15 protein-coding genes and 3 pseudogenes are annotated in these 26,316 nt (G+C 63.2%); 7 read left to right on the forward strand and 11 right to left on the reverse strand.

Annotated elements, in window-relative coordinates:
* Positions 1-27: 27 nt before the first annotated feature.
* Positions 28-333, reverse strand: coding sequence for a DUF2282 domain-containing protein (locus tag D1F64_RS19970; RefSeq protein WP_117413856.1), 306 nt, complete (start codon positions 331-333; stop codon positions 28-30).
* Between the two features lie 928 nt (positions 334-1,261).
* On the opposite strand from D1F64_RS19970, the gene gltB reads away from it, so the two are divergent.
* The gene (gltB, locus tag D1F64_RS19975; protein ID WP_346432332.1) at positions 1,262-5,899 is read left to right on the forward strand and encodes a glutamate synthase large subunit; all 4,638 of its coding nucleotides are present in this window, start codon (positions 1,262-1,264) and stop codon (positions 5,897-5,899) included.
* 13 nt (positions 5,900-5,912) lie between these two features.
* A pseudogene (locus D1F64_RS19980) lies at positions 5,913-7,341 on the forward strand (glutamate synthase subunit beta).
* 77 nt (positions 7,342-7,418) lie between these two features.
* Here D1F64_RS19980 and D1F64_RS19985 read toward each other — a convergent pair.
* The 3 genes from D1F64_RS19985 to D1F64_RS19995 all read right to left on the reverse strand — a co-directional run bounded on the left by D1F64_RS19985 (position 7,419) and on the right by D1F64_RS19995 (position 11,476).
* A complete protein-coding gene (locus D1F64_RS19985) occupies positions 7,419-8,477 on the reverse strand; it encodes a GDSL-type esterase/lipase family protein (protein ID WP_162901671.1) in 1,059 nt (352 codons plus the stop codon).
* Between the two features lie 165 nt (positions 8,478-8,642).
* A complete protein-coding gene (locus D1F64_RS19990) occupies positions 8,643-9,893 on the reverse strand; it encodes a lytic murein transglycosylase (RefSeq protein ID WP_117413859.1) in 1,251 nt (416 codons plus the stop codon).
* A gap of 161 nt (positions 9,894-10,054) precedes the next feature.
* Positions 10,055-11,476 (reverse strand): outer membrane beta-barrel protein, encoded by a 1,422-nt coding sequence (locus tag D1F64_RS19995; protein ID WP_162901672.1) that lies wholly within the window; start codon positions 11,474-11,476, stop codon positions 10,055-10,057.
* Between the two features lie 477 nt (positions 11,477-11,953).
* On the opposite strand from D1F64_RS19995, the pseudogene D1F64_RS20000 reads away from it, so the two are divergent.
* From D1F64_RS20000 to D1F64_RS20010, 3 genes and pseudogenes are all read left to right on the forward strand, one after another.
* Positions 11,954-12,918 (forward strand): annotated as a pseudogene (locus D1F64_RS20000) (KpsF/GutQ family sugar-phosphate isomerase).
* A 368-nt stretch (positions 12,919-13,286) separates the two neighbouring features.
* Positions 13,287-14,054, forward strand: a complete 768-nt coding sequence (locus D1F64_RS20005) for a MotA/TolQ/ExbB proton channel family protein (RefSeq protein ID WP_117413861.1) — start codon at positions 13,287-13,289, stop codon at positions 14,052-14,054.
* 103 nt (positions 14,055-14,157) lie between these two features.
* A pseudogene (locus D1F64_RS20010) lies at positions 14,158-14,808 on the forward strand (flagellar motor protein MotB); the annotation flags it as partial.
* A 137-nt stretch (positions 14,809-14,945) separates the two neighbouring features.
* On the opposite strand, the gene D1F64_RS20015 reads toward D1F64_RS20010, so the two are convergent.
* The 4 genes from D1F64_RS20015 to D1F64_RS20035 form a co-directional block, all read right to left on the reverse strand.
* On the reverse strand, positions 14,946-15,407 hold the full coding sequence (locus D1F64_RS20015) for an NfeD family protein (protein ID WP_117413862.1): 462 nt from the start codon (positions 15,405-15,407) through the stop codon (positions 14,946-14,948).
* On the reverse strand, positions 15,404-16,423 hold the full coding sequence (locus tag D1F64_RS20020; RefSeq protein WP_117413863.1) for an SPFH domain-containing protein: 1,020 nt from the start codon (positions 16,421-16,423) through the stop codon (positions 15,404-15,406). The genes D1F64_RS20015 and D1F64_RS20020 overlap by 4 nt, the downstream gene beginning before the upstream one ends.
* Before the next feature lie 201 nt (positions 16,424-16,624).
* Positions 16,625-17,653, reverse strand: a complete 1,029-nt coding sequence (hemH, locus tag D1F64_RS20025) for a ferrochelatase (protein WP_117413864.1) — start codon at positions 17,651-17,653, stop codon at positions 16,625-16,627.
* Between the two features lie 577 nt (positions 17,654-18,230).
* Complete coding sequence (locus tag D1F64_RS20035; RefSeq protein WP_117413866.1) at positions 18,231-18,767, reverse strand: response regulator; 537 nt, start codon at positions 18,765-18,767, stop codon at positions 18,231-18,233.
* Between the two features lie 129 nt (positions 18,768-18,896).
* Between D1F64_RS20035 and D1F64_RS20040 the strand changes: the two genes are divergently transcribed.
* Both D1F64_RS20040 and D1F64_RS20045 read left to right on the forward strand, forming a co-directional pair.
* Positions 18,897-20,900 carry an ATP-binding protein gene (locus D1F64_RS20040; RefSeq protein WP_117413867.1) on the forward strand — a complete coding sequence of 668 codons (2,004 nt, stop codon included), beginning with the start codon at positions 18,897-18,899 and terminating at the stop codon, positions 20,898-20,900.
* Entirely contained in the window at positions 20,872-22,836 is a 1,965-nt protein-coding gene (locus D1F64_RS20045) for a PAS domain S-box protein (RefSeq protein WP_117413868.1), read from the forward strand. Before D1F64_RS20040 ends, D1F64_RS20045 begins: the two co-directional genes overlap by 29 nt.
* Here the strand turns inward: D1F64_RS20045 and D1F64_RS20050 are convergent.
* The 3 genes from D1F64_RS20050 to D1F64_RS20060 form a co-directional block, all read right to left on the reverse strand.
* Positions 22,827-24,071, reverse strand: coding sequence for an AMP-binding protein (locus D1F64_RS20050; protein ID WP_117413869.1), 1,245 nt, complete (start codon positions 24,069-24,071; stop codon positions 22,827-22,829). The genes D1F64_RS20045 and D1F64_RS20050 overlap by 10 nt on opposite strands.
* A gap of 86 nt (positions 24,072-24,157) precedes the next feature.
* Positions 24,158-25,183: a ribonuclease T gene (locus tag D1F64_RS20055; protein WP_117413870.1), complete on the reverse strand. Its 1,026-nt coding sequence runs from the start codon at positions 25,181-25,183 to the stop codon at positions 24,158-24,160.
* Between the two features lie 82 nt (positions 25,184-25,265).
* Positions 25,266-26,105, reverse strand: a complete 840-nt coding sequence (locus D1F64_RS20060; RefSeq protein WP_117413871.1) for an ABC transporter ATP-binding protein — start codon at positions 26,103-26,105, stop codon at positions 25,266-25,268.
* Positions 26,106-26,316 lie beyond the last annotated feature (211 nt).

Genomic DNA, 26,316 nt, shown 5'->3' on the forward strand with positions numbered 1-26,316 from the left:
AGGCCAAAGATGCGTGACAACGCGCGATCATCCCTGGGGGTTGTCGCGCTCCAGCGCCGTCAGCGAACCATGCCGATCGCCAGGAGCCGTCATTTCCTCGCACGTGCCCTTGGGCACGAGCTTCCAGGCATTGCCCTGATAGTCGACCGTCGACGTACCGGCACACGTCGTGCCCGGCCCGGCCTTGCAGTCGTTCTGACCCTTCAGCGAAATGCCGTAACACTTCTCCTTGGCCTGGGCGTAAGCGCTTGCCGGCGCGGCGACCGACGACAGGGCTGTGGCGACGGCGCCGGCGACAACCGCCGCTGCGACGGATCTCGAATTCGCGGACATTGAACTCTCCCTTGGCCTCTGATCGGCGTGCGGTATCACACCAACACGTTCGCGCGCTGCCTGAGTCGCACCGACGGCCCCACTGTGTGGATCAAAGCCATCAACGGGAAATCAAAGCCCCGTTATACTGTCCCAGAGGCACGCTCACCGCACTGTGATAGCATCACAGGAAAGAAAGTTGCGCGAAACGTCGCTGGAAATTGCAAAGGAGATGATTGCGCAACCACCGCTGAAACAAACATAATGACGGTAGCGGGAATGCCGCTTGCCCCAGAGGGGAAATCTGGCATGTTGCCCGTCCCGAATAGGACAGGATTACTGTCCCATTAATCCCGTTGCCCGCCAGATCAGGTCCCGGCGTCGGACGGTGGTGGGGCATACGACAGTCGGCCCGGACGCAGGGCCACTCCCGACGAATGTCGGCGCTTTTTGACGAAAGAAGCGGCGCAGCGCAAAACCCGGCATTGGGGTCCGTTGCGCGAAAAACAGGGGACCGCCCCTGTCCAACTTTGAACGGGTCTCCGGGGAGGCGCCGTTCACACTCGACAGAGCCGCGGCGTTTGGCCGGTCTCGTCGCTCGAGCCGCACTTTCATAATGTGCGACCCGAACGGGGAAGGCTGACCCGACGCCCGGCGAAACGCGCGTCCGCAACACCTTCTGCATCAGAGGGTCCGGGACGCCCAGCGCGGCGACGCCTGACGGCGCACCGCGCGCGAAGGCGCTCCTGCTCGCAGGAGTGCTGCAACGAGACGGGGTTACCCGGCACGGATGTCCGCATCCGGCCGGAGTGGTCCTATAGAAGCGAGGGTTGACATGAAGCGGATGGATTTGGCGAACCAGGATCGGCATGACGGCACCGTCGACACCGGCGCGGCAGGCACCCGCTCGAACCGCGCCCCCCACACAGCGGCCACCACGGCTCAAGGCCTGCCTGTCGCCCGCGGTCTCTACGATCCGCGCAACGAGCACGATGCCTGCGGCGTTGGTTTCATCGCCAATCTCAAGGGCGTGAAGTCGCACCAGATCGCCCAGGACGGCCTGCGGATGCTGGTCAACCTCACCCACCGCGGCGCCGTGGGAGCGGATCCGCTGATGGGCGACGGCGCCGGCATGCTCATCCAGATTCCGCACAAGTTTTTCGCGAAAGATTGCGTCAATCAGGGCTTCACGCTGCCGGAACCGGGCGACTACGCGGTTGCCCACGCGTTCATGCCGCGCGACGAAGCCGTGCGCGGCCAGTGCAAGGCCATCGTTGAACGCGTCCTGGAAGCGGAAGGCCTGCCCCTGATCGGCTGGCGCACCGTGCCCGTCGACAACAGCGCGTTGTCGAAGGATCCCGAGATCGCGATGACCGAGCCCGCGCACCGGCAACTGTTCATCGGCCGGCCGCAGCCCCTCGACGCCAGTGCTTTCGAGCGCAAGCTGTACATCGCCCGCAAGGTGATCTCCAACGCGATGCTGAAGGAGATCGACACCCCGCCGGGCAACGACTTCTATATCGTCTCGCTGTCGAGCCGCACGATTGTCTACAAGGGCATGTTCCTGGCCGAACAGGTCGGCTCCTATTATCAGGATCTGCTTGATCCCGATTTCGAGACCGCGCTGGCGCTCGTGCACCAGCGGTTCTCCACCAACACGTTCCCATCGTGGAAGCTGTCGCATCCCTACCGGATGGTGGCCCACAACGGCGAGATCAACACGCTGCGCGGCAACGTCAACTGGATGGCGGCGCGCCAGGCGTCGATCGCGTCCGACCTGTTCGGCGACGACATTTCCAAGATCTGGCCGATTTCCTATGAGGGCCAGTCCGACACCGCCTGTTTCGACAACGCGCTGGAATTCCTCGTCATGGGCGGCTACTCGCTGGCCCATGCGGCGATGATGCTGATCCCGGAAGCCTGGGCCGGCAACCCGCTGATGGATGAGGAACGGCGGGCGTTTTACGAGTATCACGCGGCAATGATGGAGCCGTGGGACGGCCCCGCCGCTGTCGCCTTCACCGACGGCCGTCAGATTGGCGCGACGCTGGACCGCAACGGCCTGCGTCCGGCCCGCTACATCGTCACCGACGACGACAACGTGATCATGGCCTCGGAAGCCGGCGTCCTGCCGATTCCGGAGGAAAAGATCGTGCGCAAGTGGCGTCTGCAGCCGGGCAAGATGCTGCTCATCGATCTCGAGGAAGGCTGCATCATTTCCGACGACGACATCAAGAAGAAGCTGTCGACGGCGAACCCCTACAAGTCATGGCTGGCGCGCAGCCAGATCGTTCTGGAAGACATGCCGCCGGTCTCGGGCCGGGCGCCGTCCTCCAACGAGACGCTGCTCGATCGCCAGCAGACGTTCGGCTACACCCAGGAAGACATCAAGCTCCTGATGGCGCCGATGGCCGCCGTCGGCCAGGAAGCCATCGGCTCGATGGGCACGGACACGCCGATTTCCGCACTGTCGGACAAGTCGAAGCTGCTCTACACCTATTTCAAGCAGAACTTCGCTCAGGTCACCAACCCGCCGATCGATCCGATCCGCGAAGAACTGGTAATGAGCCTGGTGTCCTTTATCGGACCGCGGCCGAACCTGTTCGATCTGGAAGGCATGTCGACGCGCAAGCGGCTCGAGGTTCGTCAGCCGATCCTGACGAACGAGGATCTGGAAAAGATCCGCGCCATCGGCGACATCGCCGACAACCAGTTCCAGACCCAGACGCTCGACACCACCTACGCCGCCCACAAGGGCGCGGCCGGCATGGAGCTCGCGCTGTCGGAACTCTGCGCACGCGCGGAAAAGGCGGTGCACGACGGCTACAACATCATCGTGCTGTCCGATCGCCTTGTGGCGCACAACCGCATTCCGATCCCCGCGCTGCTGGCCATCGCCGCCGTGCACCATCACCTCATCCGCAAGGGCCTGCGCACCTCGGTGGGGCTGGTGGTGGAAACCGGCGAAGCCCGTGAGATCCATCACTTCTGCCTGCTGGCGGGCTATGGCGCGGAAGCCATCAACCCCTATCTCGCCTTCGAGACGCTGCTTTCCATGCACGAGCGGATGGAGTTTCCCGAGGAAGTCGACCGCTACGAGGTCGTGAAGCGCTACATCAAGTCGATCGACAAGGGGATCCTCAAGGTGATGTCCAAGATGGGCATCTCGACCTACCAGTCCTATTGCGGCGCGCAGATCTTCGACGCCGTCGGTCTGTCCTCGGCCTTTGTCGAGAAATATTTCTTCGGCACCGCCACGACCATCGAGGGCATTGGCCTCGAGGAGGTCGCGGAGGAAACCGTTCGCCGCCACGCCGACGCCTTTTCCGACAAGCCGGTGCTGCGCAATGCCCTCGACGTGGGTGGCGAATATGCCTTCCGCATCCGCGGCGAGAGCCACATGTGGACGCCGGACGCCATCGCCAACCTGCAACACGCCGTGCGGAGCAATCTGCCGGAGACGTACCGCGAGTTCTCGCGCATCGTGAACCAGGACAGCGGGCGCTACACCGTGCGCGGCCAGTTCCGCATCAAGACGGCGGAAGAAGCCGGGCGCACGCCGGTGCCGCTCGACGAGGTCGAGCCTGCAATCGAGCTGGTCAGGCGCTTCTCCACCGGCGCCATGTCCTTCGGCTCGATCAGCCGCGAGGCGCACACCACGCTGGCCGTGGCAATGAACCGCATCGGCGGCAAATCGAACACCGGCGAAGGCGGCGAGGAGCCCGAACGCTTCCGGCCGCTGCCCGACGGCTCGCAGAATCCCGAGCGCTCTGCGATCAAGCAGGTGGCCTCTGGCCGCTTCGGCGTGACGACGGAGTATCTCGTCAACTCCGACATGATCCAGATCAAGGTGGCCCAGGGCGCGAAGCCCGGCGAAGGCGGCCAGCTGCCCGGCCACAAGGTCGACGCGGTCATCGCCAAGACCCGCCATTCGACGCCGGGCGTCGGCCTGATCTCGCCGCCGCCGCACCATGACATCTATTCGATCGAGGATCTGGCGCAGCTGATCTACGATCTGAAGAACGTCAACCCGGAGGCCGACATCTCGGTCAAGCTCGTCTCCGAAGTCGGTGTCGGCACCGTTGCCGCCGGCGTCGCCAAGGCGCGCGCCGACCACATCACCATTTCCGGCTATGACGGCGGCACGGGCGCATCACCGCTCACCTCGCTCAAGCACGCAGGCTCGCCCTGGGAAATGGGGCTTGCCGAAACCCACCAGACGCTGGTCCTCAACAAGCTGCGCTCGCGCGTCGCGCTGCAGGTCGACGGAGGCCTGCGCACGGGCCGCGACGTCTTGATCGGGGCGCTTCTGGGCGCCGACGAGTTCGGTTTCTCCACCGCGCCGCTGATCGCGGCCGGCTGCCTGATGATGCGCAAGTGCCACCTCAACACCTGCCCGGTCGGCATCGCCACCCAGGATCCGGTGCTGCGCAAGCGCTTCAAGGGCGCGCCCGAGCATGTCATCAACTACTTCTTCTTCGTCGCGGAGGAGTTGCGCGAACTGATGGCCGGACTCGGCGTGCGCAAGCTCGACGAGCTGGTGGGTCAGTCGCAGCTGCTCGACAAGCAGCCGATGATCGATCACTGGAAGGGCAAGGGCCTCGACTTCACGCGCATGTTCCACAAGCCGGAAGCGCCTGACGACGCGATCCGCTGGACCCAGCGCCAGCAGCATCCGATCGTTGACATTCTCGACCGCAAGCTGATCGCGGAAGCCGCGCCGGCGCTCGACGACCGTACGCCGGTCACGATCGAGACGACCATCCGCAACATCGATCGCTCCACCGGCGCCATGCTTTCGGGCGAAGTCGCCAAGCGGTATGGCCACAAGGGGCTCGCACCCGACAGCATCCACGTCACGCTTTCGGGCACCGCCGGTCAGGCGTTCGGCGCCTTCCTGTCGCGCGGCGTCACCTTCGATCTCATCGGCGACGCAAACGACTACGTTGGCAAGGGCCTCTCCGGCGGACGCATTGTCATCCGCCCGAACCCCAATTGCGCGGCGGATCCCGACTATTCGATCATTGCCGGCAACACGGTGCTCTACGGGGCCACCGAGGGCGAATGCTACATTCGCGGCATCGCCGGCGAACGCTTCGCCGTGCGCAACTCCGGCGCGATCGCGGTGGTTGAGGGTATTGGCGATCACGGCTGCGAATACATGACCGGCGGTGTGGTCGTCGTGCTCGGCTGGACGGGACGCAACTTCGCGGCCGGCATGTCGGGCGGCGTCGCCTATGTGCTGGACGAGGAAGGCACCTTCCGCGACCGCTGCAACCTGGCGATGGTGGATATCGAGCCGCTGACCGAGGAAGACGATCTGCTTGAGAAGCTGCACCACCATGGCGGCGACATCGAGCACAAGGGCCGCGTTGATCTCACCGGCGATATGACCCGGCACGACGACGAGCGCCTTCGTCAGCTCCTGGCCAGCCACATCCACTACACGGGGTCGGCGTGGGCAAGGGAGATCCTCGAGAACTGGAACGACTTCCGCTCGAAGTTCGTCAAGGTGATGCCGGTCGAATACCGCCGCGCGCTGAAGGAAATGGAAGACAAGCGCCTCGGCGCACAGGCAGCCGAGTAGGGACGCAGACAGTATGGGTAAAGTAACCGGCTTTCTCGAAATCGACCGGCAGGACCAGAAGTACCAGCCTGCCTCCGACCGTATCCGCCATTTCCGCGAGTTCACCTTGCCGCTCGGCGACCAGCAGGTCGCGCAGCAGGCCGCGCGGTGCATGGACTGTGGCATTCCGTTCTGCCACGGGCCGAACGGCTGCCCGGTCAACAACCAGATCCCGGACTGGAACGACCTCGTCTACAATGGCGACTGGGAAGAGGCCTCGCGCAACCTGCACTCGACGAACAATTTCCCCGAGTTCACCGGTCGCATCTGCCCCGCGCCCTGCGAGGAAGCCTGCACGCTGAACCTCGAGGACATTCCGGTCAACATCAAGAGCGTCGAGCAGGCCATCGCCGACAAGGCATGGGAACAGGGCTGGATGCACCCCGAACCTGCCACGCGCAAGACCGGCAAGAGCGTTGCCATCGTCGGCGCCGGCCCGGCCGGCATGGCCGCCGGCCAACAGCTCGCGCGCGCCGGTCACGACGTGCACCTGTACGAGCGCGAGCCGAAGATTGGCGGGCTGCTGCGCTACGGCATCCCCGACTTCAAGATGGAAAAGCACTACATCGACCGCCGGGCGGAACAGATGGGGCCGAAGGCGTGACGTTCCACTACGGCGCCAATCTCGGCGTCAACATGTCCATCGACGATCTGAAGGCCGAGCACGACGCCGTGCTGCTGACCTGCGGCGCGGAACGCCCGCGTGACCCGGAAGTGCCGGGGATGGATCAGGCGGGCTGCCACTATGCCATGCCGTTCCTGGTGCAACAGAACCGCCGCCTCGGCGGCGAGGACATATCGGGCGAGGAACCGCTGTGGGCCGGCGGCAAGCACGTCGTTGTCATCGGCGGCGGCGACACCGCGTCGGACTGCGTCGGCACCTCGTTCCGCCAGGGTGCGCTGTCGGTCACCCAACTCGACATCCGCCCCTGCCTCCGCTGATGGAAGACAAGCTGACGGTCTGGCCCTATTGGCCGACCAAGTTCCGCACGTCCTCATCGCAGGCGGAAGGCGCGGAGCGTGAGTTCTCCGCGGCGACGCTGGCGCTCATCGGCGAGGATGGTCACGTCACGGGTGTGAAATGCGCCCGCGTGGATGAAAAACGCCGCCCGATCAGCGGCACGGAGTTCATCCTGCGCGCCGATCTGGTGCTGGCCGCCATCGGCTTCTCGGGTCCCGAGTTGGAGACCTACATCAAGCAGGCCGGCGACGCGCTGGAACTGGACCCGCGCACCAACGTCAAGGCCAACACCGAGGACTACCGAACCTCCATCGACAAGGTCTATACCGCCGGCGACGTGCGCCGCGGCCAGTCCCTGGTGGTCTGGGCGATCCGTGAGGGGCGCCAGGCGGCGCGCTCCATCGACCTCGACCTGATGGGGTCGAGCGAACTTCCGCGCTGAGCGAGAAATCCCGGCAAGCAAAAAAACCCGGCGCCGCACGGCTGCCGGGTTTTTTCATTGTGCCAGGACAGAACCCGTTATTCGGCCGGTCTCGTGAAATCATCCGCCCGTCCGGCGACCCGCGGCAGCGCCCGGCCTTCGACGATCAGCTTGTGCTGCAGTGATCCCTCGATCGGAATGGCCGGCGCGATTTCGGCTCCCGCCAGCGTTTCCTCTTCGCTCGCGATGCCGGTGAGCAGCAGGAAGTCGGGATCGTTCTGCGGCAGCGCCAGGTCCAACGCGGGACCCTCGCCAAGAATCCGCGCGATCGGCTGTTCCACGAAGAACGCCACTTTGCGGTATCCCCACCAGTTGAAATACAGCCCATCCTCGGTCCGCAGCCGGCGTCGGGTGCCGTCCACATCCGCGCCGTAGGAGGTGTATTTGCCAGCCTCGCTCAGGAACGCTTCCCAGATATCGACGAATATCGCGTCGGCGGGCTCGACCTGTGCCTTGTAGATGTCGTTCAGATAGAGGAAGTCGGCGCGTCTGTCGGGGCCGCTGGCCGGCGGGAGCCCGACCCAGATCAGAGGCTTGCGCGCCTCGCGCACCGCCGACACCACCCCTTGAACATAGTCCCGATAGGCGCGTTCCCACTCCGGATCGCGAAAGGTCAGCCGTCCAGCTTTCCCCTGGATCGGGCGCCGGTCGTCAGCACCGAGCATCACCACCACGAGATCGACCTGCTGGGTCTCCAGCGCTTCGATGATGCGAGCAGGCCACTCCGGCTCGCGCACAAGACCTTGCGATCGTTGAACAAGCTTCTCGACTTTGAGCCCCGGCGTTTCGGCCAACGCGCTGGTCAGCCCTGTGTGCACTCCGTCCGCCATCGTATCGCCAACCACGAGGATGACGCGCGCATCCGGATCTTTCGGAACCTCGACAATCTTCGGCGCGACCGGGGCCCGCCGCACCACCGGTTTCTTCTGCTCAACCTCTTTCACGGTACGCTTCTGGGTTCGCCCGCCGCCAAACAGGCGGAACAATGGCCGCAATGGATGCCAGCCCTCATTCTGTGCAACGACGATAGGCGCGTTCTCGGGCGCAGGACCCGCGGCAAGGGCCTCGCCGCCCATCGCCGCGACGAACGCCATCATCAGAATTCCGGTTGCCCTTGCTCGCATTGCCGCCATTGTCCGTTCGTTGCTCCGACCACCCCAGTTAAAGGCCATGACCGCCTTTTCCGAGAGTCGGCTGGTTGCCGGCAGCATATCCGCCGAAGCAGGCTTCCGCCATGCCGATGACAACCACCGCTGGCGCGATCAGCTGTCGCCGCGCGCCCGTCCCAGCAAGCCGGTGCTCGGGTATCCATCGGGCGTGAGGCCGACCGAACGCTGGAACTTGCGGATCGCCGCGCGCGTGTTCGGACCGAGCTTGCCATCGATGGCGCCAACCGGATAGCCGCGCCGCGACAACACCTCTTGCAGGAGCTTCGTCTGGTCCGACGTGAGCGGCCGCTCACTCTCCGGCCAGTCCGCCACAAACGCCTCGCCGCCGCGCAACCGGTCGGCAAGATGCCCCACCGCAAGCGCATAGGCATCGGCATTGTTGTAGCGCTTGATGACGGAAAAATTCTTCAGCATCAGGAAGGCCGCTCCGCCCGCGCCCGCGGGCAACAACAACCAGGCATCGTCCTCGGGCCGGGGGAACGCCGATCCTTTTGCCCGGCGAACGCCCAGCGCCGCCCATTTTCCGAGACTGCGCTCGGAGCGGCCGTCGGCGAGCGAATAGTCGAAACCCTCCGGCAGGCTCACCTCATAGCCCCAGGTCTTGCCGCTGACCCAACCGAAACGGTTCAGATAGGCCGCGGTCGATCCCAGCGCGTCGGCAATCGAGTTCCAGATGTCACGGCGGCCATCGCCGTCGAAATCCACTGCATAGCCGTTGTAGGTTGCGGGGATGAACTGCGTGTGACCCATGGCGCCCGCCCAGGAGCCCGTCAGCCCGTCTGCCGAGATGTCGCCGCGCTGCAGGATCTTCAGGGCGGCGATCAGCTGCGTGCGCCCAAACCGCTGGTAGCGTCCGCCGGCATAGGCAAGGCTCGCCAGCGACTGGATGACGTTGCGCACGATCTTGGGGTTGTCCAGGACCGCGCCGTAGGAGGACTCCATGCCCCAGATCGCCACCACGACATGGCGATCGACGCCGTATTTGGCCTCGATCCGGTCGAGCAGCCGCGCGTGCTCGTCGAGCATGGCGCGGCCGTTGACCAGCCGCTTGTCGGATACCGCGCTGTTGAGGTACTCCCACACCGGTTTGACGAACTCGGCCTGGCGATCGGTCTTGTTCACCACCTCCCGGTCGAGCGTCACGCCGGCGAAGGCGCGCTGGTACACTGCGCGCGAGATCCCGGCACTGTGCGCCTGCGGCCAGAAATCCCGCACCCAGGTGTCGAACCCGCGATCCGCGAGCGCGTCGCCGGATCCAGCGCCGGCCGCGATCACCGCGACGAGCAGCCCGGCGGCGAGCCGCCGCATGACTTCAAGAGTTCGCCCAAATATCAATTCGCGCATTGTTTCACCCGATCGTCCGCCCGATACCGCTGTTCCACCGCGTGATGGCCTCAAGATGACGCGGCAGCCAATGGCTTGCCGGTCTCTCTCCCGCGTGGAAGCGAATATCCATCCAAAAAAATCAAAGCCGACGATGGTGACGCAAAAATGGCGCAAGGCGCTCACCGCCGCAGTCTGAGCCCGGCTTCGATCGTGTTGCTCGTGTAGTTGCTTCCGGCCTGCGTGCTGTCGAACCACTCGTAGGTGTAGCGCGCCTGCACTGCCGCATAGGAGGTGATCGCGTAGGTCGCGCCCACAGAACCCGACAGCGTCAGTTCCTCAAGATCCAGCCCCTGATAGCGCCGGTAGGCCGCCGTGCCACCGGCATCGACCGCAAGATCGCTGGTCAGCGAGTGCGCGACCGTAGCGTCGCCACCATAGACGATCGATCCGGAACTGCCCGCCAGCGAGGTAGCCTCGAATGCCGTCGAGGCATTCAGCGTCACCGTGGTCAGGCGGCTCGGCGACCAGACCAGCGCCGCCTCCACGAGCACGCCCTCGAGAGTCTTGAAGCCCGTCCCTTCCAGGTCCTCAAGGTGATAGCCCACGGCCACTTCGCCGCTCAGCTTGTCGCCCCGATCGATCGCCAGTCCGCCGCGCAACTCGTAACCCAGGGCGTCACGTCCCGGCGCATTCTCGTACATGCGGCCAAGAACGGCCGCCTCCGCGAACGGCGAGATCGCCGCACGAAAATCATATCCAAGCCGCAGCCCCGCTGAGGCCACCGCATTGTTGCGCGATGTCCCAGTGCCTCCGGTATAGGCGGACCCGCCCACGGAACCGCGCAAGGTCGCAGCGATCAGCCCGACTTCGCGGGTCGCCGAGAGCGTGCCTTCGAGATCATGCGAAAGCACGCGCTTGCCCGTGTTGCCCGCGCTTTCCGCTGTCGACCGGCCCTCGGTCGCCAGCGCGTAGGTCAAAGTGCCTTCGAGCGTCGTCTCGTCGGTTGCGTCGATCCGAAGGCTCGATGAATAGTCGAGCGACGGCGCGTTATCATCCGGATCATCGATGTAGCCCTTGTAGGATCCGCGCAGACTCAACTCATAGGCGTGGCGTTCCCAATCGGAGCGAAGACGAAGCCCGGGCTCCACCCGGTACAGTGATCCGGACGCACCGCCCGGGGCACCAGATGCGTTGTCAGTGACACCGCCCCGCAACGTAAGCTCGGGAAACACCAGAAAGCTGCCTGCCCGGATGCCGCGCGCCGCATCTCGCTGCGTATCGCCGCCGAACACGCCCTCGTCCTCGATGGGCTGGGATCCGGGGCGAATGCTGCCCGTGGTCAAGGGCTGAACGGAACGCACCCGCCCTTGCGGCGCGTTGGCTTCGACGGCATCGATCAACAAGGGTTGTTCGGATGCGGCCTCGACCGTGTCAACGGCATCGGCCGGCGTCTCTGCATCCGCGCCCATGTCCGTCGCCGCATCCCGTTCGTCATCCCGCGCCATCACCCCACGCAGCGCCATCGGGTCATCCATCTGCTGCGCCGCCGCCGGACCGGCGAGAGCGAAGAGACAAAGACCAAGGCGCAGGCGATATGGCATGGCGGGACTGATTTCCGAGCACGCGGCCTGCAACGGCCGGATTGCAGCTTTGACACGACGTGAAACTGTTGCCCAAAGGTAAAAAGGTAAGGTTAATATTGTCTTTGCACGCGCGCATTCGCATGTGTCCGGCGGCCGGCCCACGAAAACCCGGCGCCCGATGACCCCGCCCGGATGGAAGCGATTCACAGCCTTGAGAAAGTCCAATTCCGCCGTATGATCAGTGTCTCGGTTGATTTCGCTTGAGACACGCGCTGAGGAATGCGACATGGTCGGCGTGACCGCCTGATGTCGCACCGTTTGCCCGAGGCTTGTGCGCTGCAACGTAGCAAGGGCCTCACAGCCTGATGAAAATCCGCTAGGATACAGGATACAGGCCTCAGTCCGCAGCCTCATGGCGCGGTCAGTTTCGAAAGTCCGCCTATGCCCGCGAATGCCGCCGATCCCCTGAACGCCGCCGCCGCAACCGATCCGTCCATGGACGGCTGGATCAATTCCGCGGAGCGCACTCTGGACACGGAAATCGCGGCGCTCCAGTCCGTCCGCACCTCCCTGCGCAACGGCCTGTCCGTTCCCTTTACCGAAGCTGTCAAACTGATCCAGTCGATCAACGGCCGGGTGATCGTTACCGGCGTGGGCAAGTCGGGGCATATCGGCACCAAGATGGCGGCGACCTTCGCTTCCACCGGCACGCCGGCTTTCTTCGTGCACGCCAGCGAGGCGAGCCACGGCGATCTCGGCATGATCACCGACCGTGACGTGATCATCGCGATTTCCTGGTCGGGCGAAACGCAGGAACTGGCGAGTTCGATCGCCTTTTCACGCCGCTTCAAGATCCCGCTGATCGCGCTCACCTCGCGCGCCGACAGCGCGCTGGGCCGCGCCGCGGACGTGGTGCTGTGCCTGCCGAAGGTCGAAGAGGCCTGCCCGCATGGACTGGCGCCAACGTCCTCGACGATTATCCAGATGGCGATTGGCGACGCGCTGGCGCTGGCGCTCCTGGAAAGCCGCGGCTTCACCGCGAGCGACTTCCGCGTGTTCCATCCCGGCGGCCGCCTCGGCGCCAGCCTGCGTCTCGTCCGCGACATCATGCACACCGGCGATCATATTCCGGTCACCCCCTGGGCACCTCCGTGCGCGAGGCGATCGTGCTCATGACCACCAAGGGCTTCGGCTCTCTCGCGGTGGTCAACGAACTGCACCAGATGGTCGGCGTCGTGACCGACGGCGACTTGCGCCGCCACCTCGACGGCAATGTGCTCGAGCGCGCCGTGGAAGACATCATGACCACGAATCCTAAGGTCATCTCGCCGGAAATCCTCGTGGCCTCCGCCCTGGAGATGCTTAACGCCTCGGGCATCACCGCCCTCTATGTGGTGGAAGACAAGCGCCCGATCGGCATCATCCACTTGCATGACCTGCTGCGTGTCGGCGCGGCCTGACCGTCGCCGCCGCCCCCATCGCAAAACTGCCAAGGGTTTCGGGAAAACTCGCACCTGACCGAGAAAATATATTGCTTTCAATGCCTTGATATCCGCCGAAGGTATCAAGCTGCGTTCGGTCAGCGCGACAGCCGGATGCCCGAAACGCCGCCGCTGCCCTCCCCGCGCGGACGTTTGGACTTTGTAAACCTTAAGCAAAACAATATTTTCCAATCCATTTTCCGTTTCCTTGATTAGCAATTGTTTAGGCAAGCGCCCCTAGACTGCCGGTTCGACGAATTCAACGCCGAGCGGCATCGCCACCCCCGGTGTCGTAGAAATCTCCGGTCTTCCTCCGGTGAGCGTGTGGTCAGGAGCAATACGCAAGCATGGATCTGGCAACAATCATCGGAATGGTCGCTGGCGCCGCCGTGGTGTTTGTCGCCATTTTCATCGGCGGCAGCCTTTCGCAGTTCATTGACGTACCCTCGCTCCTGATCGTCCTTGGTGGCGGCCTCGCCGCGACGTTGATCCGCTTTCCGCTGAGCGGAATCGTGGGGGCCTTTATCGTCGGCAGCAAGGTCGGCTTCACACACAAGAAAATCGAACCGCGCGATCTCGTTGAACAGATCACCGAGATGGCTGACGTGGTGCGCAAGTCCGGTCCGCTCGGGCTCGAGAACGTCGAAATCGACGATCCGACCCTGGCCAAGGGCGTGCAGTACATCGCCGATGGCTATGAAACCGATTTCATCCGCGAATCGATGGAGCGCGAGCGCGATCTCTATCTGGAACGGCTTGCTGAAGGCAAACGCGTCTTCAAGGGGCTGGGCGACAGTGCGCCGGCCTTCGGCATGATCGGCACTCTGGTTGGCCTTGTTCAGATGCTCGCCAATATGGACGATCCCTCGACCATCGGCCCTTCCATGGCGATCGCGTTGCTGACGACGCTCTACGGAGCCCTGCTGTCCAACCTCATCTGCCTTCCGCTGGTCGACAAGCTTGACGCCAAGTTTGATGTCGAGGAGCTGAACCAGACCCTGGTGATCGATGGCGTGATGCAGATTCGCGAATCCAAGAGCCCGGCGATCATCCGCGAAATGCTCATCGCCTATCTTCCTGAGAAGGCGCGCCAGGGTATGGAAGACGCGGCCTAACGGCCACCGCCTTCAGGAAAAACGGAACCCGACCATGGCCAAGGGCAAGAACAAGAAAATATACCCCGGCGCGCCGGATTGGCTGGTGACCTTCGCCGACCTCATGTCGCTGCTGGTGTGCTTCTTCGTGCTCATCATCTCGTTCTCGATTCAGGACAAGCAGAAGCTGCAGGTCGTCGCCGGCTCGATGCGCGACGCCTTCGGCGTCAAGGAAACCTCGCGCCGCAACGGCGTCATTGAGGTCAAAGGCATTCCCATCCGCGAATTCATGAAGGACGTTTCCTCGCAAACGATCAATCTGGACTCCGACTTCTCAAGCCAACGTCATGAAACCCGCAGCAAGCAGGGTCCGGAAGCCAATACCCACGATCTCGAGAAGGCCGATATCGAGCGTCCACGGCAGTTCGCGACGGCCGCCGCCTCCATCCGTCAGGCCTGGCAGGAAATGCCCGAGATCACCGAGCTGTCCAGCAACCTGATCGTCGAGGAGAACGACGAGGGGCTGAACATCATGCTGGTGGATCAGGACGGCCGCTCGATGTTTCCCGAGGGCTCGAAGTATCCTTACGAGCTGACGCGTCAATTGCTCGCCAAGATGGCTCCGGTGCTGATGGAGATGCCGAACCGCATCCGGGTCACGGGGCACACGATGTCAGGTCAGATCGCCGGCAATCCCGGCTACACGAACTGGGAGCTGTCGGCTGACCGTGCCAACGCCGCGCGGCAGATCCTGTCGGAATACGGCGTTGCCAGCGACCGGTTCTACTCTGTCGTCGGCAAGGCAGACACCGACCCGATGTTTCCCAACGATCCGTTTCTGGCCGCCAACCGGCGCATCAGCATCCTGCTGATGGCGGAAGCCCCCCGCTTCCGGTCGACTACCGTCCCTGATCAGTCGCCAACCGCGGCCGCGACGACAAGGGAAGCGCCGTTCACTCCGGTGACGGTCACCCGCGCGCCGGCCGGCAGGTCGGGGCCCGAGATCCGCCAGATCGTGTCATCGACGTGCAGCCGCCCCGCACCCTGGACGATTGGCTCGTCGATAATGAAGTGGCGTCCCACATAACGCTGACCGCGCCGGTTGAGGCCCGAATCGCCCTCGCCGCTCTCGCGCCCTTTCATCAGCCTGCGTCCGGCGAACAGGCAGATCAGCGCGATTGCCATGAACAGCAGCAAGGTGAGCTGCCAGGGCATGTCGACGAACAGCGCGAGCGTGCCGACGATCAGCGCCGCGACGCCGAACCACAGGAAAAAGGTGCCGGGCACCAGGATTTCCAGCCCGAGCAGCAGCAGGCCGGCAACATGCCAGCTCCACGGCCCGAGCATCTGAACCAGCGTTTCGGCGTAGCTCAAGACCGCTCTCCCTCGCCGCCCGGACGCGGTGTCGCGCCCGGCGCCGCGCCAGTGGCCGGAACAGAGCCTGCGCGGCGTCCGGCAGGCGCGTCCGTGCCGAAGGTCTCGCGCGCGATCGCGCCGATCCCGCCCAGCGTTCCCAGGATCGAGGTGGCCTCCATCGGCAGGAACAGCATCTTCTGGTTCGGCGACTTGGCCATCTGGGTCAGCGCCTCGACATATTTGGTGGCGACGAAATAGTTGATCGCCTGGACGTCGCCGGTGGAAATCGCCTCGCTGACCATCTGCGTCGCCTTCGCCTCGGCCTCAGCCGACCGTTCCCGCGCCTCCGCGTCGCGGAACGCCGCCTCGCGCCGCCCCTCGGCCTGCAGGATCAGGCCCTGCTTCTCGCCCTCGGCTTTGAGAATTTCCGACTGCCGCTCGCCTTCCGCCTCCAGGATCGAGGCGCGCTTCTCGCGCTCCGCCTTCATCTGCCGGCCCATCGCCTCGACCAGATCGCGCGGCGGGTTGATGTCCTTGATCTCGATGCGGGTCATCTTGAGACCCCAGGGCTCGGCCGCCGCGTCGACGACGCGCAGCAGCTTGGCGTTGATCTCGTCGCGGTTGGACAGCAGTTCGTCCAGATCCATCGACCCCATCACCGAGCGGATGTTGGTCATTGTGAGGTTGAGGATGGCGTTCTCCAGGCCAAGGACCTCATAGGCGGCGCGCGCCGCGTCGATGATCTGGTAGAAGGTCACGCCGTCGACCGTGACGGTCGCGTTGTCGCGGGTGATCACTTCCTGCGAGGGCACGTCGAGAACCTGCTCCATCATGTTCATCTTCCGGCCGATACGGTCGACGAAGGGAACGATGAGATTGAGCCCAGGTGCAAGCGTGCGCGTGTAGCGCCCGAAGCGCTCGACCGTGAAGGTATAGCCCTGGGGCACCGTCTTGACGCCGGACAGGACGACGATGACGACAAGGGCGAGAAGAATGATGATCGCGACATCGAAGCCGTAGACGTCGAAAGGCATGGCAGTCTCCCAGTGGGGCGAATTAGGCGGGAGCTAATCCCCCGACAAACAAAAATCCTCCGACACTCAAATGAGATTTCCCGGTCGGATTTGCGAGATGCAGCAGCGCGAAACCGGCCCCGGGTCCTGTCGGCAACGGGTCCGCTGCGCGCATCGAGTATCGACCGGTTTTGCGGCTATCGCCAGTCCGCGCACGCGAATTTACAGCCAGCCCTGAAGCTCGCGCCGCACAACCGTTTCAAGCACCTTGATCCCGCCCGCGCTGTCGTTCAGGCACGGGATATGGGCGAATTTCTCGCCACCGTTGTGCTCGAAAATCTCCGCCGCCTCTCCGGCGATCTCCTCTAGCGTCTCCAGGCAGTCGGCGACGAATCCGGGATTGATCACGGCGATCCGCTTGACACCCTGCTTGGCCAGCGCCTCGACGGTCTTGTCGGTGTAGGGCTGCAGCCACTCCTCCGGACCAAACCGCGACTGAAACGTGATTTTCAGCCGGTCCGTGTCCCATCCCAGGCGCTCGCGCAGCAGCCGCGTCGTTTTCTGACAATGACAGTGATAGGGATCGCCCTTGGCGAAATAGGATTGCGGCACGCCGTGAAATGACGCCAGAATCTGCTCCGGCTCGAAATCCAGCCCGGCGACCGCCGTCTCGATACTCTCGGCCAGCGCGTCGATATACACGGGATCGTCGTGATAGGGCGGCACGGTCCGCAGGGCCGGCTGCCAGCGCAGCTTCATCAAGGCCTCGAACGTCTTGTCGTTCACGGTCGCGGTCGTCGACGCCGAATATTGCGGATACAGCGGAAACACCAGGATCCGCTCGCACCCTGCATCCTTCAGGCCAAGAAGCTTCTCCTCGATCGACGGCTGACCGTAGCGCATCGCCCAATCAACGATAACGCGATCGTCCGCGGCGAAGGCGGCGGCCAATGCGTCGCTCTGGCTGCGGGTGATCGTGCGCAACGGCGATTCGTCCAGCTCGTTGTTCCAGATTTCAGCATAGGCGCGTCCGGACTTCTTCGGCCGGAAAACCAGCACGATGCCATAGAGGATCGGCAACCACAGCCAGCGCGACAGCTCGATCACCCGCCGGTCGGACAGGAACTCGCGCAGGTAGCGGCGCATCGGCCAGTAGCTGGTGCCGTCCGGTGTTCCGAGATTGACGAGCAGCACGCCGATTTTTCCGGTAGCAACCGGCGGATGCCCTTCCGGGAGCGCCGCCTCGCGCATGCTCGCGGCGCGGCTTGTGTCGGTCGATGAGGGAGAGGCATGGGTCAAAGCGGGCATCCTGATTGTGCAGGCGAAATGTCTGACGTCGGTCCGCTCATGCGGCCGCTGGACCGTATGGCAGAGCGAACGGGCAGGCAACCGGACACGCGGCCGCAGAACGGTGTTTTCGACCACGTTTCGCGCGAACGGCGTACGCGCGCGCACAGATGGCATCACATCGGCCAGCGGAGCTGCTTCGTAATACAAGAATGGGTGGTTACAGAACAGTGTTTGTTGGAAACAAGATCTCATACTCGAATTATAGACAAGGTGAATTTTAGCGAAGATATACAAAAACGAAAAATGCGCCTACAAATTTGAATAAGTCGCCTTGCCGCGACTATGGACATTATCCACGACGTTTCCGGAGACCTGCACGGCAAATCCCCGCGCCTTCCCTCGCCGGTGCGCAAGCGGCACAGCCGCGAAATCCCCGCGCCGCGAACGACGGTCGATGAACAGGCTTGGGAGCGTCAGACGGAACACTGCCCGAAACTCCGACAAGGCCGATATGACCAGTGGAAATGTCGTGAACCGATCAGTCGAGATAATAGCGCTGGGCCGTACTGAACCAGAACTCGACAATCGTGTTCAGGATCGCACTCATGCCTTCCAGTGTGTCGACCTTGCTGACCACCGCGTTGGCGCCGGACTCATAGGCTTGGCGGATGGTTTCCTCATCCGTCGCCGTCGTGAGCACGCAAACCGGAATGGAATGCAGCGTATCGTGCGCGCGCAGCTTTTGCAGAAAGGTGGCGCCATCGATCACAGGCATGTTCAGATCGAGCAGAATAAGGTCCGGCGGCGCCAGATCCTCCGCGGCCCGCGCTTCGAGGTAATCGAACGCGATCTTCCCGTCCTCGCAAACCCGCATATCGAGCTTAATCGGAGAATCGCGCAAGGAGCGCTTGATCACCATAACGTCGTCAGGATCGTCCTCGACCAGCAAGACGTGTGCATCGACGGTAGCTTCCGCCCGTTCATCCGGGCCTAACGCAACTGCCATTCGCCAAGGACCTCTCGAAGAGTCATTTGGTTTCGAAGAGCCGACAATGATCTCCGGATCAATCGCCATATGTCACTCTCTGGGAAAACATTATAGTGTTTGGTCAATTGATGCCACAACAGAAACCATGGATTCCCACGGGCAAAGCAGGGCCGTGTCTCATTGACCAAGAATGAATCACAAGAGCTTGCTTCAATAATGGCAGACACCGGCATTTTCACGATGGATACGCTGAGAACAGCAGCATGCCGATTCACAGCCAACACAACAATAATCTATTTCAACAGTCTTTTCTCCACAGTCTTTGACCGTGATTCGGAGCCGTGCATCGGTTCGCGACTGCTTGACATGGTGCCCGAAGCCTTTCACGCAGATCTTGCCGCGCTCGCCGGGTTGACGCCACAAAACCCCTCCTCCTCGGTGCGTATCCCGATTGTCGACGGCAAAGGCGGATCCATTCCACTGGTGTGGGACTGCAAGGCGGACTTCACGCCCGAGGGATCCTTGCGTTTCATCACGGCATTCGCACGCCCGGCTTCCGACGACCTCAACTATCGCACGGCGATTGAAAGCCTGCTGAAGGTCGCCAACGACCCGGCGCTTGACTACGACGCGCGTGCCTGCGGCATTCTCACCTGCGCGCGGAACTACTTCGACATGGACACGGCCCATGTCGAACGGCTCAGCGAGGACGGCGCATTCACGGAAGTCGATCAGCGCGGCCTTGGCGATATCACCGCTCAAGATAGGCAGAGCATCCCCTTGGCCGACACCGCGCTCGGTCTCCTGATCGACAGCGGGAAAGTGCTCGCCGTCCCCGATATCGGCAAGACACCTCACGCCGCATTGTCGGAAAAGGCGCCCTTGTCCCCTGTCGCATTGCTGGCGTCGGGAATTTACGTGAACCGCAAATTGTACGGTGCGGTGGTCTTCGCCAGCAACCGCCCCCGCACGCAACAGTTCTCCAGTCAGCAGACGCAATACTGCACGCTCGTCGGCCAGTGGCTGGGTTTCATCATCGAACAACACCGTTTCCTCACCGAGCTTCAGTTGCGGGAACGCAAATACCGCCATCTTTTCGAAGATGCGCCTGCGATGATCAGCATTCTCGATGCGAGCGAGCGCATATCAGATGTAAACAACAGTTGGCTCACGACCCTCGGCTACGAGCGCACGTCCGTTATCGGCCGGCGCGTCACCGATTTTTTCGCAGCGCCCCATGCGAATGGCCCGACTCCGGAACTGCAGCACGACGTGCACAACGTGCCCCTCGACCTCGTCACCCGCGACGGGCAGATCGTGCAGAGCCGGCTCTCGACGCTGGGCAGTACCGAAGCGACCTCGGCGACCCTGGCGGTGATGGTCGACGTCACCGAGCGCAACCGGGTGCTTCTGGACCTGACGAACATTCGCAAGACACTGACAAAGGCCAATGAGGAACTCAAACGCTTCAACGCGATCGCCGCGCATGATTTGCAGGAGCCGCTTCGCAAGATCCGCCTGTTCGGCGGGATCTTGAAGTCGGCGCTCAAAGACACCGCCAACCCCGAGATCGAGACGGCGATCGAGAAAATCATCGACGCCGCGAATCGATTGACGACGCTGGTCAAGGACCTCCTCTTGTACAGCCGGGAAAGCGAGCGCTCCTACGCCCGCCAGAAAGTGAACCTGGCGCCGCTGCTCGACGAAGCCATCAATGACCTTGCCCTGATCATCGCCGATACCGATGCGCAGATTCGGATCTTCGACCTGCCCGAGATCGAAGGCGATCCGGTGCCGCTGCAGCGCCTGTTCACAAACCTGATTCTCAACGCGCTCAAGTACCGCCGGGAAGACATCAATCCCGAAATCGAAATCTTCGCACGCACCGGCGCCGAGGAATCGCTTGAATTGATCGTCAGGGACAACGGCATCGGGTTCAAGCCTGGAGAAGAGCGAAAGATCTTCGCGCCCTTCGTTCGCATTCAACCGGAAAAATCATCTGGATCAGGCATTGGCCTGGCGATCTGCAAGTCAATTGCCACGGGCCACGGATGGACCATACGCGCGGAAAACCGGGCTGCGGGGGGGCCGACCTCATCATCACCCTGGATCGGGAAACGGCCACAGGAGCCTCGGAGGCGTCAGCATCGAACGAACACGCGGCCACGAGCGTCGGTCAGGCGCAATCGACATGAGCCACCAGAACCCCGGCCAAATTGAATCGCTGGAGCAAATGCCTTTGCCGTCATGCCAGAGCACGCCCGACGGCATCATCATCGACGTCAACGAGGCCCTCTGCGAGATCTGCGCCCGTTCGAGGGAAGAACTCATCGGCACTCGGGCTGCGGACGTCATTGCTTCAGGCAATCAGAACCGGTTGCGCATGCTCATGTCTCAACTGACACCACAGCAACCGACGACCCTCGGCGACAAGCAGCCGATCCGGGTGGACAAACGCGAGAAATGGCTCATCTGGAGCAACACCGGCGCTTTCAATGCGGATGGCACTTTGCGGTCCCTTTGGTCTTCATGCTGGGACGTCACCGCCGAACACCGCTACAGCAACGCGCTGGAACGGCTGATCCAATTGACAAGCGACCGCACTCTCGACGCGGAGAAGACGCTCACCCGGATCGTCGCCATCGGTTGCGACTATTATGGAACCGAAGTCGGAGCGATCTCCCGGCTGACTGACGACGGTATCGTCGCCGTGCATGTCCACCCGGAAACGTTTCCCATCGACGTCGGTAAGCCCATACCGGTCGAAGATTCCTATTCATCGCTCGCCATCGCGTCAAACCGGATCGTCACAATTTCGGACACCGGCGCATCCGACTACATGCACACGCGCTTCTACAAGAAAAATCCCGTCGGACGCCTGATAGCCTCAAAGCTCATGATTGACGGCGAGTGCTATGGCACCCTCTCATTCGGCTCGGGCAAGCGGTCGCCGGAACTGTTCACCGCTGAAGAAATCCAGTTCTGCGAAATTCTCGTGCAATGGGTCACCTTCACGCTGACGCGCGAGAAAAAGATCGAGGAAATCTCGAGAAACGAAGAAACGTATCGCAATGTGTTCGATCGCTCGCCGATCATGATGCATACGATAGGCAAGGATCGCCGGCTGACGAACGTCAACGACATGTGGGCGGCGACGCTTGGCTACGACAAGAGCTACGCCCTCGGCAAGGACATCACCGACTTCTTGATCCCCGAGGGCGCCGCCGAAGCCAAGGGGATGGTCGCCCAGGCATTTGGTGAATCAGCCACCGGCATGCGGCGCAGTTTCAGACACAGCGACGGCACCGTGGTGGAAACGGAAGTCTCGACCCTGGATGCGAAGGCGGGGCTCGAAAGCGAGGCTCTTGTCGTCGCCATCGACGTGTCGGACCGCAACCGCGCCCAGCGCAGTCTGACCCGGGGCAACGACGAACTGCACCGCGCCAACGACGGTCTGAAGCGCTTCAACGCCATCGCTGCGCACGACCTGCAGGAGCCGCTTCGCAAGATCGGCATCTACGGCGACATCCTCAAGGAAGCACTGGTCGGAAGCGACGATACCGAGGTTCTGGAATCGCTCGCCGTCGTGGTGCGCTCATCGCAGCGCCTGTCGAAGCTGGTCAAGGATCTCCTGGCCTATTCCAAACAGACAGAACGCGACTATGCGCAGGCGGTCGTCGACCCTGCCGCCATTCTCAACACCGTGCTCGACGACATGGTCCTGCTCATCGAGGAAAGCGACGCGCGGATCACCATTGATCCGCTGCCGGCGTTTCGCTGCGATCGGGTGCCAGTCGAGCGGTTGTTCCACAACCTGATCAACAACGCATTGACCTACAGGCGCCTTGGTCATCCGCCGCGGATCGAGATTTTTTCAACACCCCTGGCCAACGGCGACATCCAGGTCACCGTCCGCGACAATGGCATCGGCGTTCCACCCGATGCGGTGGAAAAGATCTTCGAGCCTTTCGCCCGACTGCAACCGACCGCCTTTTCCGGCACGGGCATTGGCCTCGCCATGTGCAAGTCGATCGCCGAGGGGCACGGCTGGAAAATCCGAGCGGCTCCGCGCGCAGATCACCCCGGCAGCGATTTCATCCTGACCATACCGGGCGCCTCGATTGCCGACGGGCCGGCGGCAATCCCTCACTCGTAGCTGCGCTCATCGGCAATGACCTTGCCGTCATTCGGCAAGGCGCCCCTGGCGGCGATCGCTACCCTGCCGGAGAGCTTCGTCACGTCGCGCAAGGATCCAACGATCGCCTCCTCGAGGTCAGCCGAAGCCGACGCGGCGTCTTTGAGTTCCACATTCAGGACCATCGCATCCTGATCGCCCTCGCGCATGACCACCAACCGCGCACGGGCGATTTCCGGATGCCGCTTGATGATCGCGTCCACCTGCGCGGGATCAACGAACATGCCCTTGATCTTCGTGCGCTGATCGGCCCGCCCCATCCAACCCTTGATGCGCATGCCCGTGCGGCCGCACGGCGAGAGTCCGGGCAGCACGGCCGAAAGATCCCCGGTCGCGAAACGGATCAGCGGATAGCGCCGGTTGAAGGTGGTGACCACCATTTCGCCCACCTCCCCCTCGGCCACCGGCTCGCCGGTTCCCGGGCGAACGATCTCGACGATGAACTGCTCGTTGACGATCATCCCCTCGCGCGCCTCGCTTTCAAAGGCGATGATGCCGAGATCCGCTGTCGCATAGGTCTGCAGAACGGAAACGCCGCGGCTCGCATATTCCTCGCGCTGGGCGGGGAACAACGCGCCGCCGCCGACGCTGGCGATCTCGATCGATGAACAGTCCGCCCCCATCTCCCGCGCCTTGTCGAGGATGACCTTCAGATAGTCCGGCGTGCCGCTCCAGCCGCGCGGCCGCAGCGCCGCGATCGCTTCCACCTGCATCTCGGTGTTGCCCACGCCCGCGGGAAACACGGAGCAGCCCAGTGCCCGCGCGCCGGTGTCGAATATGAAGCCGCCGGGCGTCATGTGATAGGCGAAGGAGTTGTGCACCACGTCGCCCGGGCGGAAGCCCGCGGCAAACAGCGCTCTTGCGGCAAGCCAGGGATCCGATCCCTCCCCTTGCGGCTCCCAGATGGGACCGGGCGAGAGAAACACACGTGACGGCGCGCTGCCGTCCTCCACGGTAAAGCCGCCGAATGGCGGCTTGTCCTTTTGCGCGTCCATCAGATCCATCTTGCGCAGCACCGGCAGCTTGGCCAGCGCCTCGCGCGAGGTGATGTCCGCGGGATTGACGCCGCTCAAGTGGACGCCGAGCCCCGGCGCCTGTTCCATGGCGGTGCCGATGTGGCCGGGAAGCCTGCGAAACAGGTCCGCCTCGCGCACGTCCGGGTCACGGGTTTCCAGATCGTCGAAAAAATCACTCATACGCGTTTCCCAAGCCCCATCTCTCGGGGCCTGACCGGGCCCGCCTTTGCACTCATGTCGATGGCACATCCGCCGCAAGCGCGCCGCTACTGCAATCCAACCGGGTCCACCGTACCGCCAGAACAACCGGTCTGCGTGGTCGCCGCTTCGGCGAACAGATCCTCCATCGCAGTCTCGTCGCTGATCACGCCGCGCAGGCTGATCTGCAATTCGGTGATGATCCTGCGGCCGCCATCGGACGCACAGGAAATCCGCACGCGCCGCCCGGCGTTCGCGCCGAAGGCGGCATCGAATGCCGCCTGGATCTGTTCCGCGTCAATGGTCGCACCGATGTTGTTGGCGAACAACTCCCGAACGGCCGAAGCGTTCAATTGCTCCATGAGCAGCAGCGCGGCGCGGAAATATTCGTCCTCCGACGAGCCGGGATAGCAGCTGCCATGTTTGGTCCATTCATGCCGTTGAAGATTGGACTGAGTTCCCGGCATCACATGATCGAGCTGATCACGCGTCTGCGTGGAGAGTTCGAGCGCGGGAAGCGCATCCCATCGCCCTGCCTTGTCGTCTGCGCGTTCTCTCGCGGAGACACCGCAGTAGTCCAGGCCGCGCGGTTGTGGCCACAGGCCATGCAACGCGAAGTGACTCGCATCGAAGCGATCGCCCGTCTGGTTGCGGCATTCGGTCTTCATAGGTCGCGTTTCGCAAAAGGCCGGCTGCCAGCTTGCCGCCAGCACGAAGGCCGGCGCGCCCGTCGAAGACGGCTGGCCGGAAGGCACGTCCCCATCCGGCGCATCCCCGTCATTAAGCACCACCTGCGAGCCGTCGGCCGGCACCACGTGTTCACCGCACGACACCGCCACCCAGCGCCGCTCCGGCGCGGCTCCTTCAACGAGAATCAGATAGTGGCTCGCCGCCGGGCGATTCTTGGCGAACAGCGTATAGGCATGGTCGACAGCGGTCACGACGTCGCCGGGGTTCGTCCCCTTGCGGATCGACTGCACGGCGGGACAGGCGGCCCGGGCGATGAAGTACCCGTTGAGCGGCACTTCCGCATGGATCGGTTGGGGCAGAAGAAGAAATGTGGCCGTGAAAACGGCAGAAACAAAGTGCTTCATGACAGTCTCGCTCGCCCCCCGGCCACCGGGCATCGCCGAATAATACTACAGCGAAGACTATTTCAGGAGCGTGTCGGAGCCGTCAGGCCAGCCAGCGCTTGCGGCGCTTGTAGTGCTTGCCTTCGCGGAATGAGCGGCGCCCCTCGCCGCCCGTGCCGAGGTAAAATTCCTTCACATCCTGGTTCTCGCGCAACGCGCTCGCCGCGCCGTCAAGCACGATCCGGCCCGCCTCGAGAATGTAGCCATAGGTGGCGTAGCGCAGGGCCACATTGGTGTTCTGTTCCGCCAGCAGGAAGGAGACGCCCTGCTTCTGGTTGAGTTCCTTGACGATCTCGAAGATTTCCTCGACGAGCTGAGGCGCCAGCCCCATCGACGGCTCATCGAGCAGGATCATGTCGGGACGCGACATCAGCGCCCGGCCGATGGCGCACATCTGCTGCTCACCACCGGATGTGTAGCCCGCCTGGCTGCCGCGGCGCTCGCGCAGGCGCGGAAAATAGTCATAGACCATCTCGAGATCGCGCTTCACGGCGGCCGAACCGTCGCGCCGCGTGTAGGCCCCGGTGAGCAGGTTCTCCTCGATCGACAGGTGGCCGAAGCAATGCCGGCCTTCCATCACCTGGATACAGCCGCGCTTGACCAGATCGTTGGGCGACAGCGCCTCGACCTGTTCGCCCTTGAAATGGATGCTGCCCTTGGTGACGTCGCCGCGCTCCGCGCCGAGCAGGTTGGAGACCGCCTTCAGCGTGGTTGTCTTGCCCGCGCCGTTGGCGCCGAGCAAAGCCACGATGCCGCCCTTGGGCACGGTCAACGACACGCCCTTGAGAACGAGGATCACATGATCGTAGATCACCTCGATATTGTTGACGACGAGAATGGTCTCGGCGGGAGATTCCGTGGCAGAAGTGGTGGTCGCTATCATCGTATCACTCTCTTCCCGGCCCTTTGACAGCCGCCCGTCACCAGCATGGTTTCGCCAAGCCTCCAGATGTCATTCCGAACCCAGTAACCGTTGCGGCCGGAACACGGAGTGCCCCATTCAACCGGAATGGCTCCTGGTTCCCGGCTCTCTGCTGCGCGCCGACCGGAATGACAATCGAATGAGGACGAGTCTCAATGGGCCGGACCGCAGG

It is taken from the genome of Breoghania sp. L-A4, from assembly GCF_003432385.1.
In the GTDB taxonomy this organism is placed as follows: Bacteria; Pseudomonadota; Alphaproteobacteria; order Rhizobiales; family Stappiaceae; genus Breoghania.

Excerpts from the sequence above, each read along its gene's own strand:
- D1F64_RS19970 (WP_117413856.1), bottom strand. The coding sequence starts at position 333 with ATGTCCGCGAATTCGAGATCCGTCGCAGCGGCGGTTGTCGCCGGCGCC.
- D1F64_RS19985 (WP_162901671.1), bottom strand. The coding sequence starts at position 8,477 with ATGATGGCGTTCGTCGCGGCGATGGGCGGCGAGGCCCTTGCCGCGGGT.
- D1F64_RS19990 (WP_117413859.1), bottom strand. The coding sequence starts at position 9,893 with ATGCGCGAATTGATATTTGGGCGAACTCTTGAAGTCATGCGGCGGCTC.
- D1F64_RS19995 (WP_162901672.1), bottom strand. The coding sequence starts at position 11,476 with ATGCCATATCGCCTGCGCCTTGGTCTTTGTCTCTTCGCTCTCGCCGGT.
- D1F64_RS20005 (WP_117413861.1), top strand. The coding sequence starts at position 13,287 with ATGGATCTGGCAACAATCATCGGAATGGTCGCTGGCGCCGCCGTGGTG.
- D1F64_RS20020 (WP_117413863.1), bottom strand. The coding sequence starts at position 16,423 with ATGCCTTTCGACGTCTACGGCTTCGATGTCGCGATCATCATTCTTCTC.
- hemH (WP_117413864.1), bottom strand. The coding sequence starts at position 17,653 with ATGCGCGAGGCGGCGCTCCCGGAAGGGCATCCGCCGGTTGCTACCGGA.
- D1F64_RS20035 (WP_117413866.1), bottom strand. The coding sequence starts at position 18,767 with ATGGCGATTGATCCGGAGATCATTGTCGGCTCTTCGAAACCAAATGAC.
- D1F64_RS20040 (WP_117413867.1), top strand. The coding sequence starts at position 18,897 with ATGGCAGACACCGGCATTTTCACGATGGATACGCTGAGAACAGCAGCA.
- D1F64_RS20045 (WP_117413868.1), top strand. The coding sequence starts at position 20,872 with ATGAGCCACCAGAACCCCGGCCAAATTGAATCGCTGGAGCAAATGCCT.
- D1F64_RS20050 (WP_117413869.1), bottom strand. The coding sequence starts at position 24,071 with ATGAGTGATTTTTTCGACGATCTGGAAACCCGTGACCCGGACGTGCGC.
- D1F64_RS20055 (WP_117413870.1), bottom strand. The coding sequence starts at position 25,183 with ATGAAGCACTTTGTTTCTGCCGTTTTCACGGCCACATTTCTTCTTCTG.
- D1F64_RS20060 (WP_117413871.1), bottom strand. The coding sequence starts at position 26,105 with ATGATAGCGACCACCACTTCTGCCACGGAATCTCCCGCCGAGACCATT.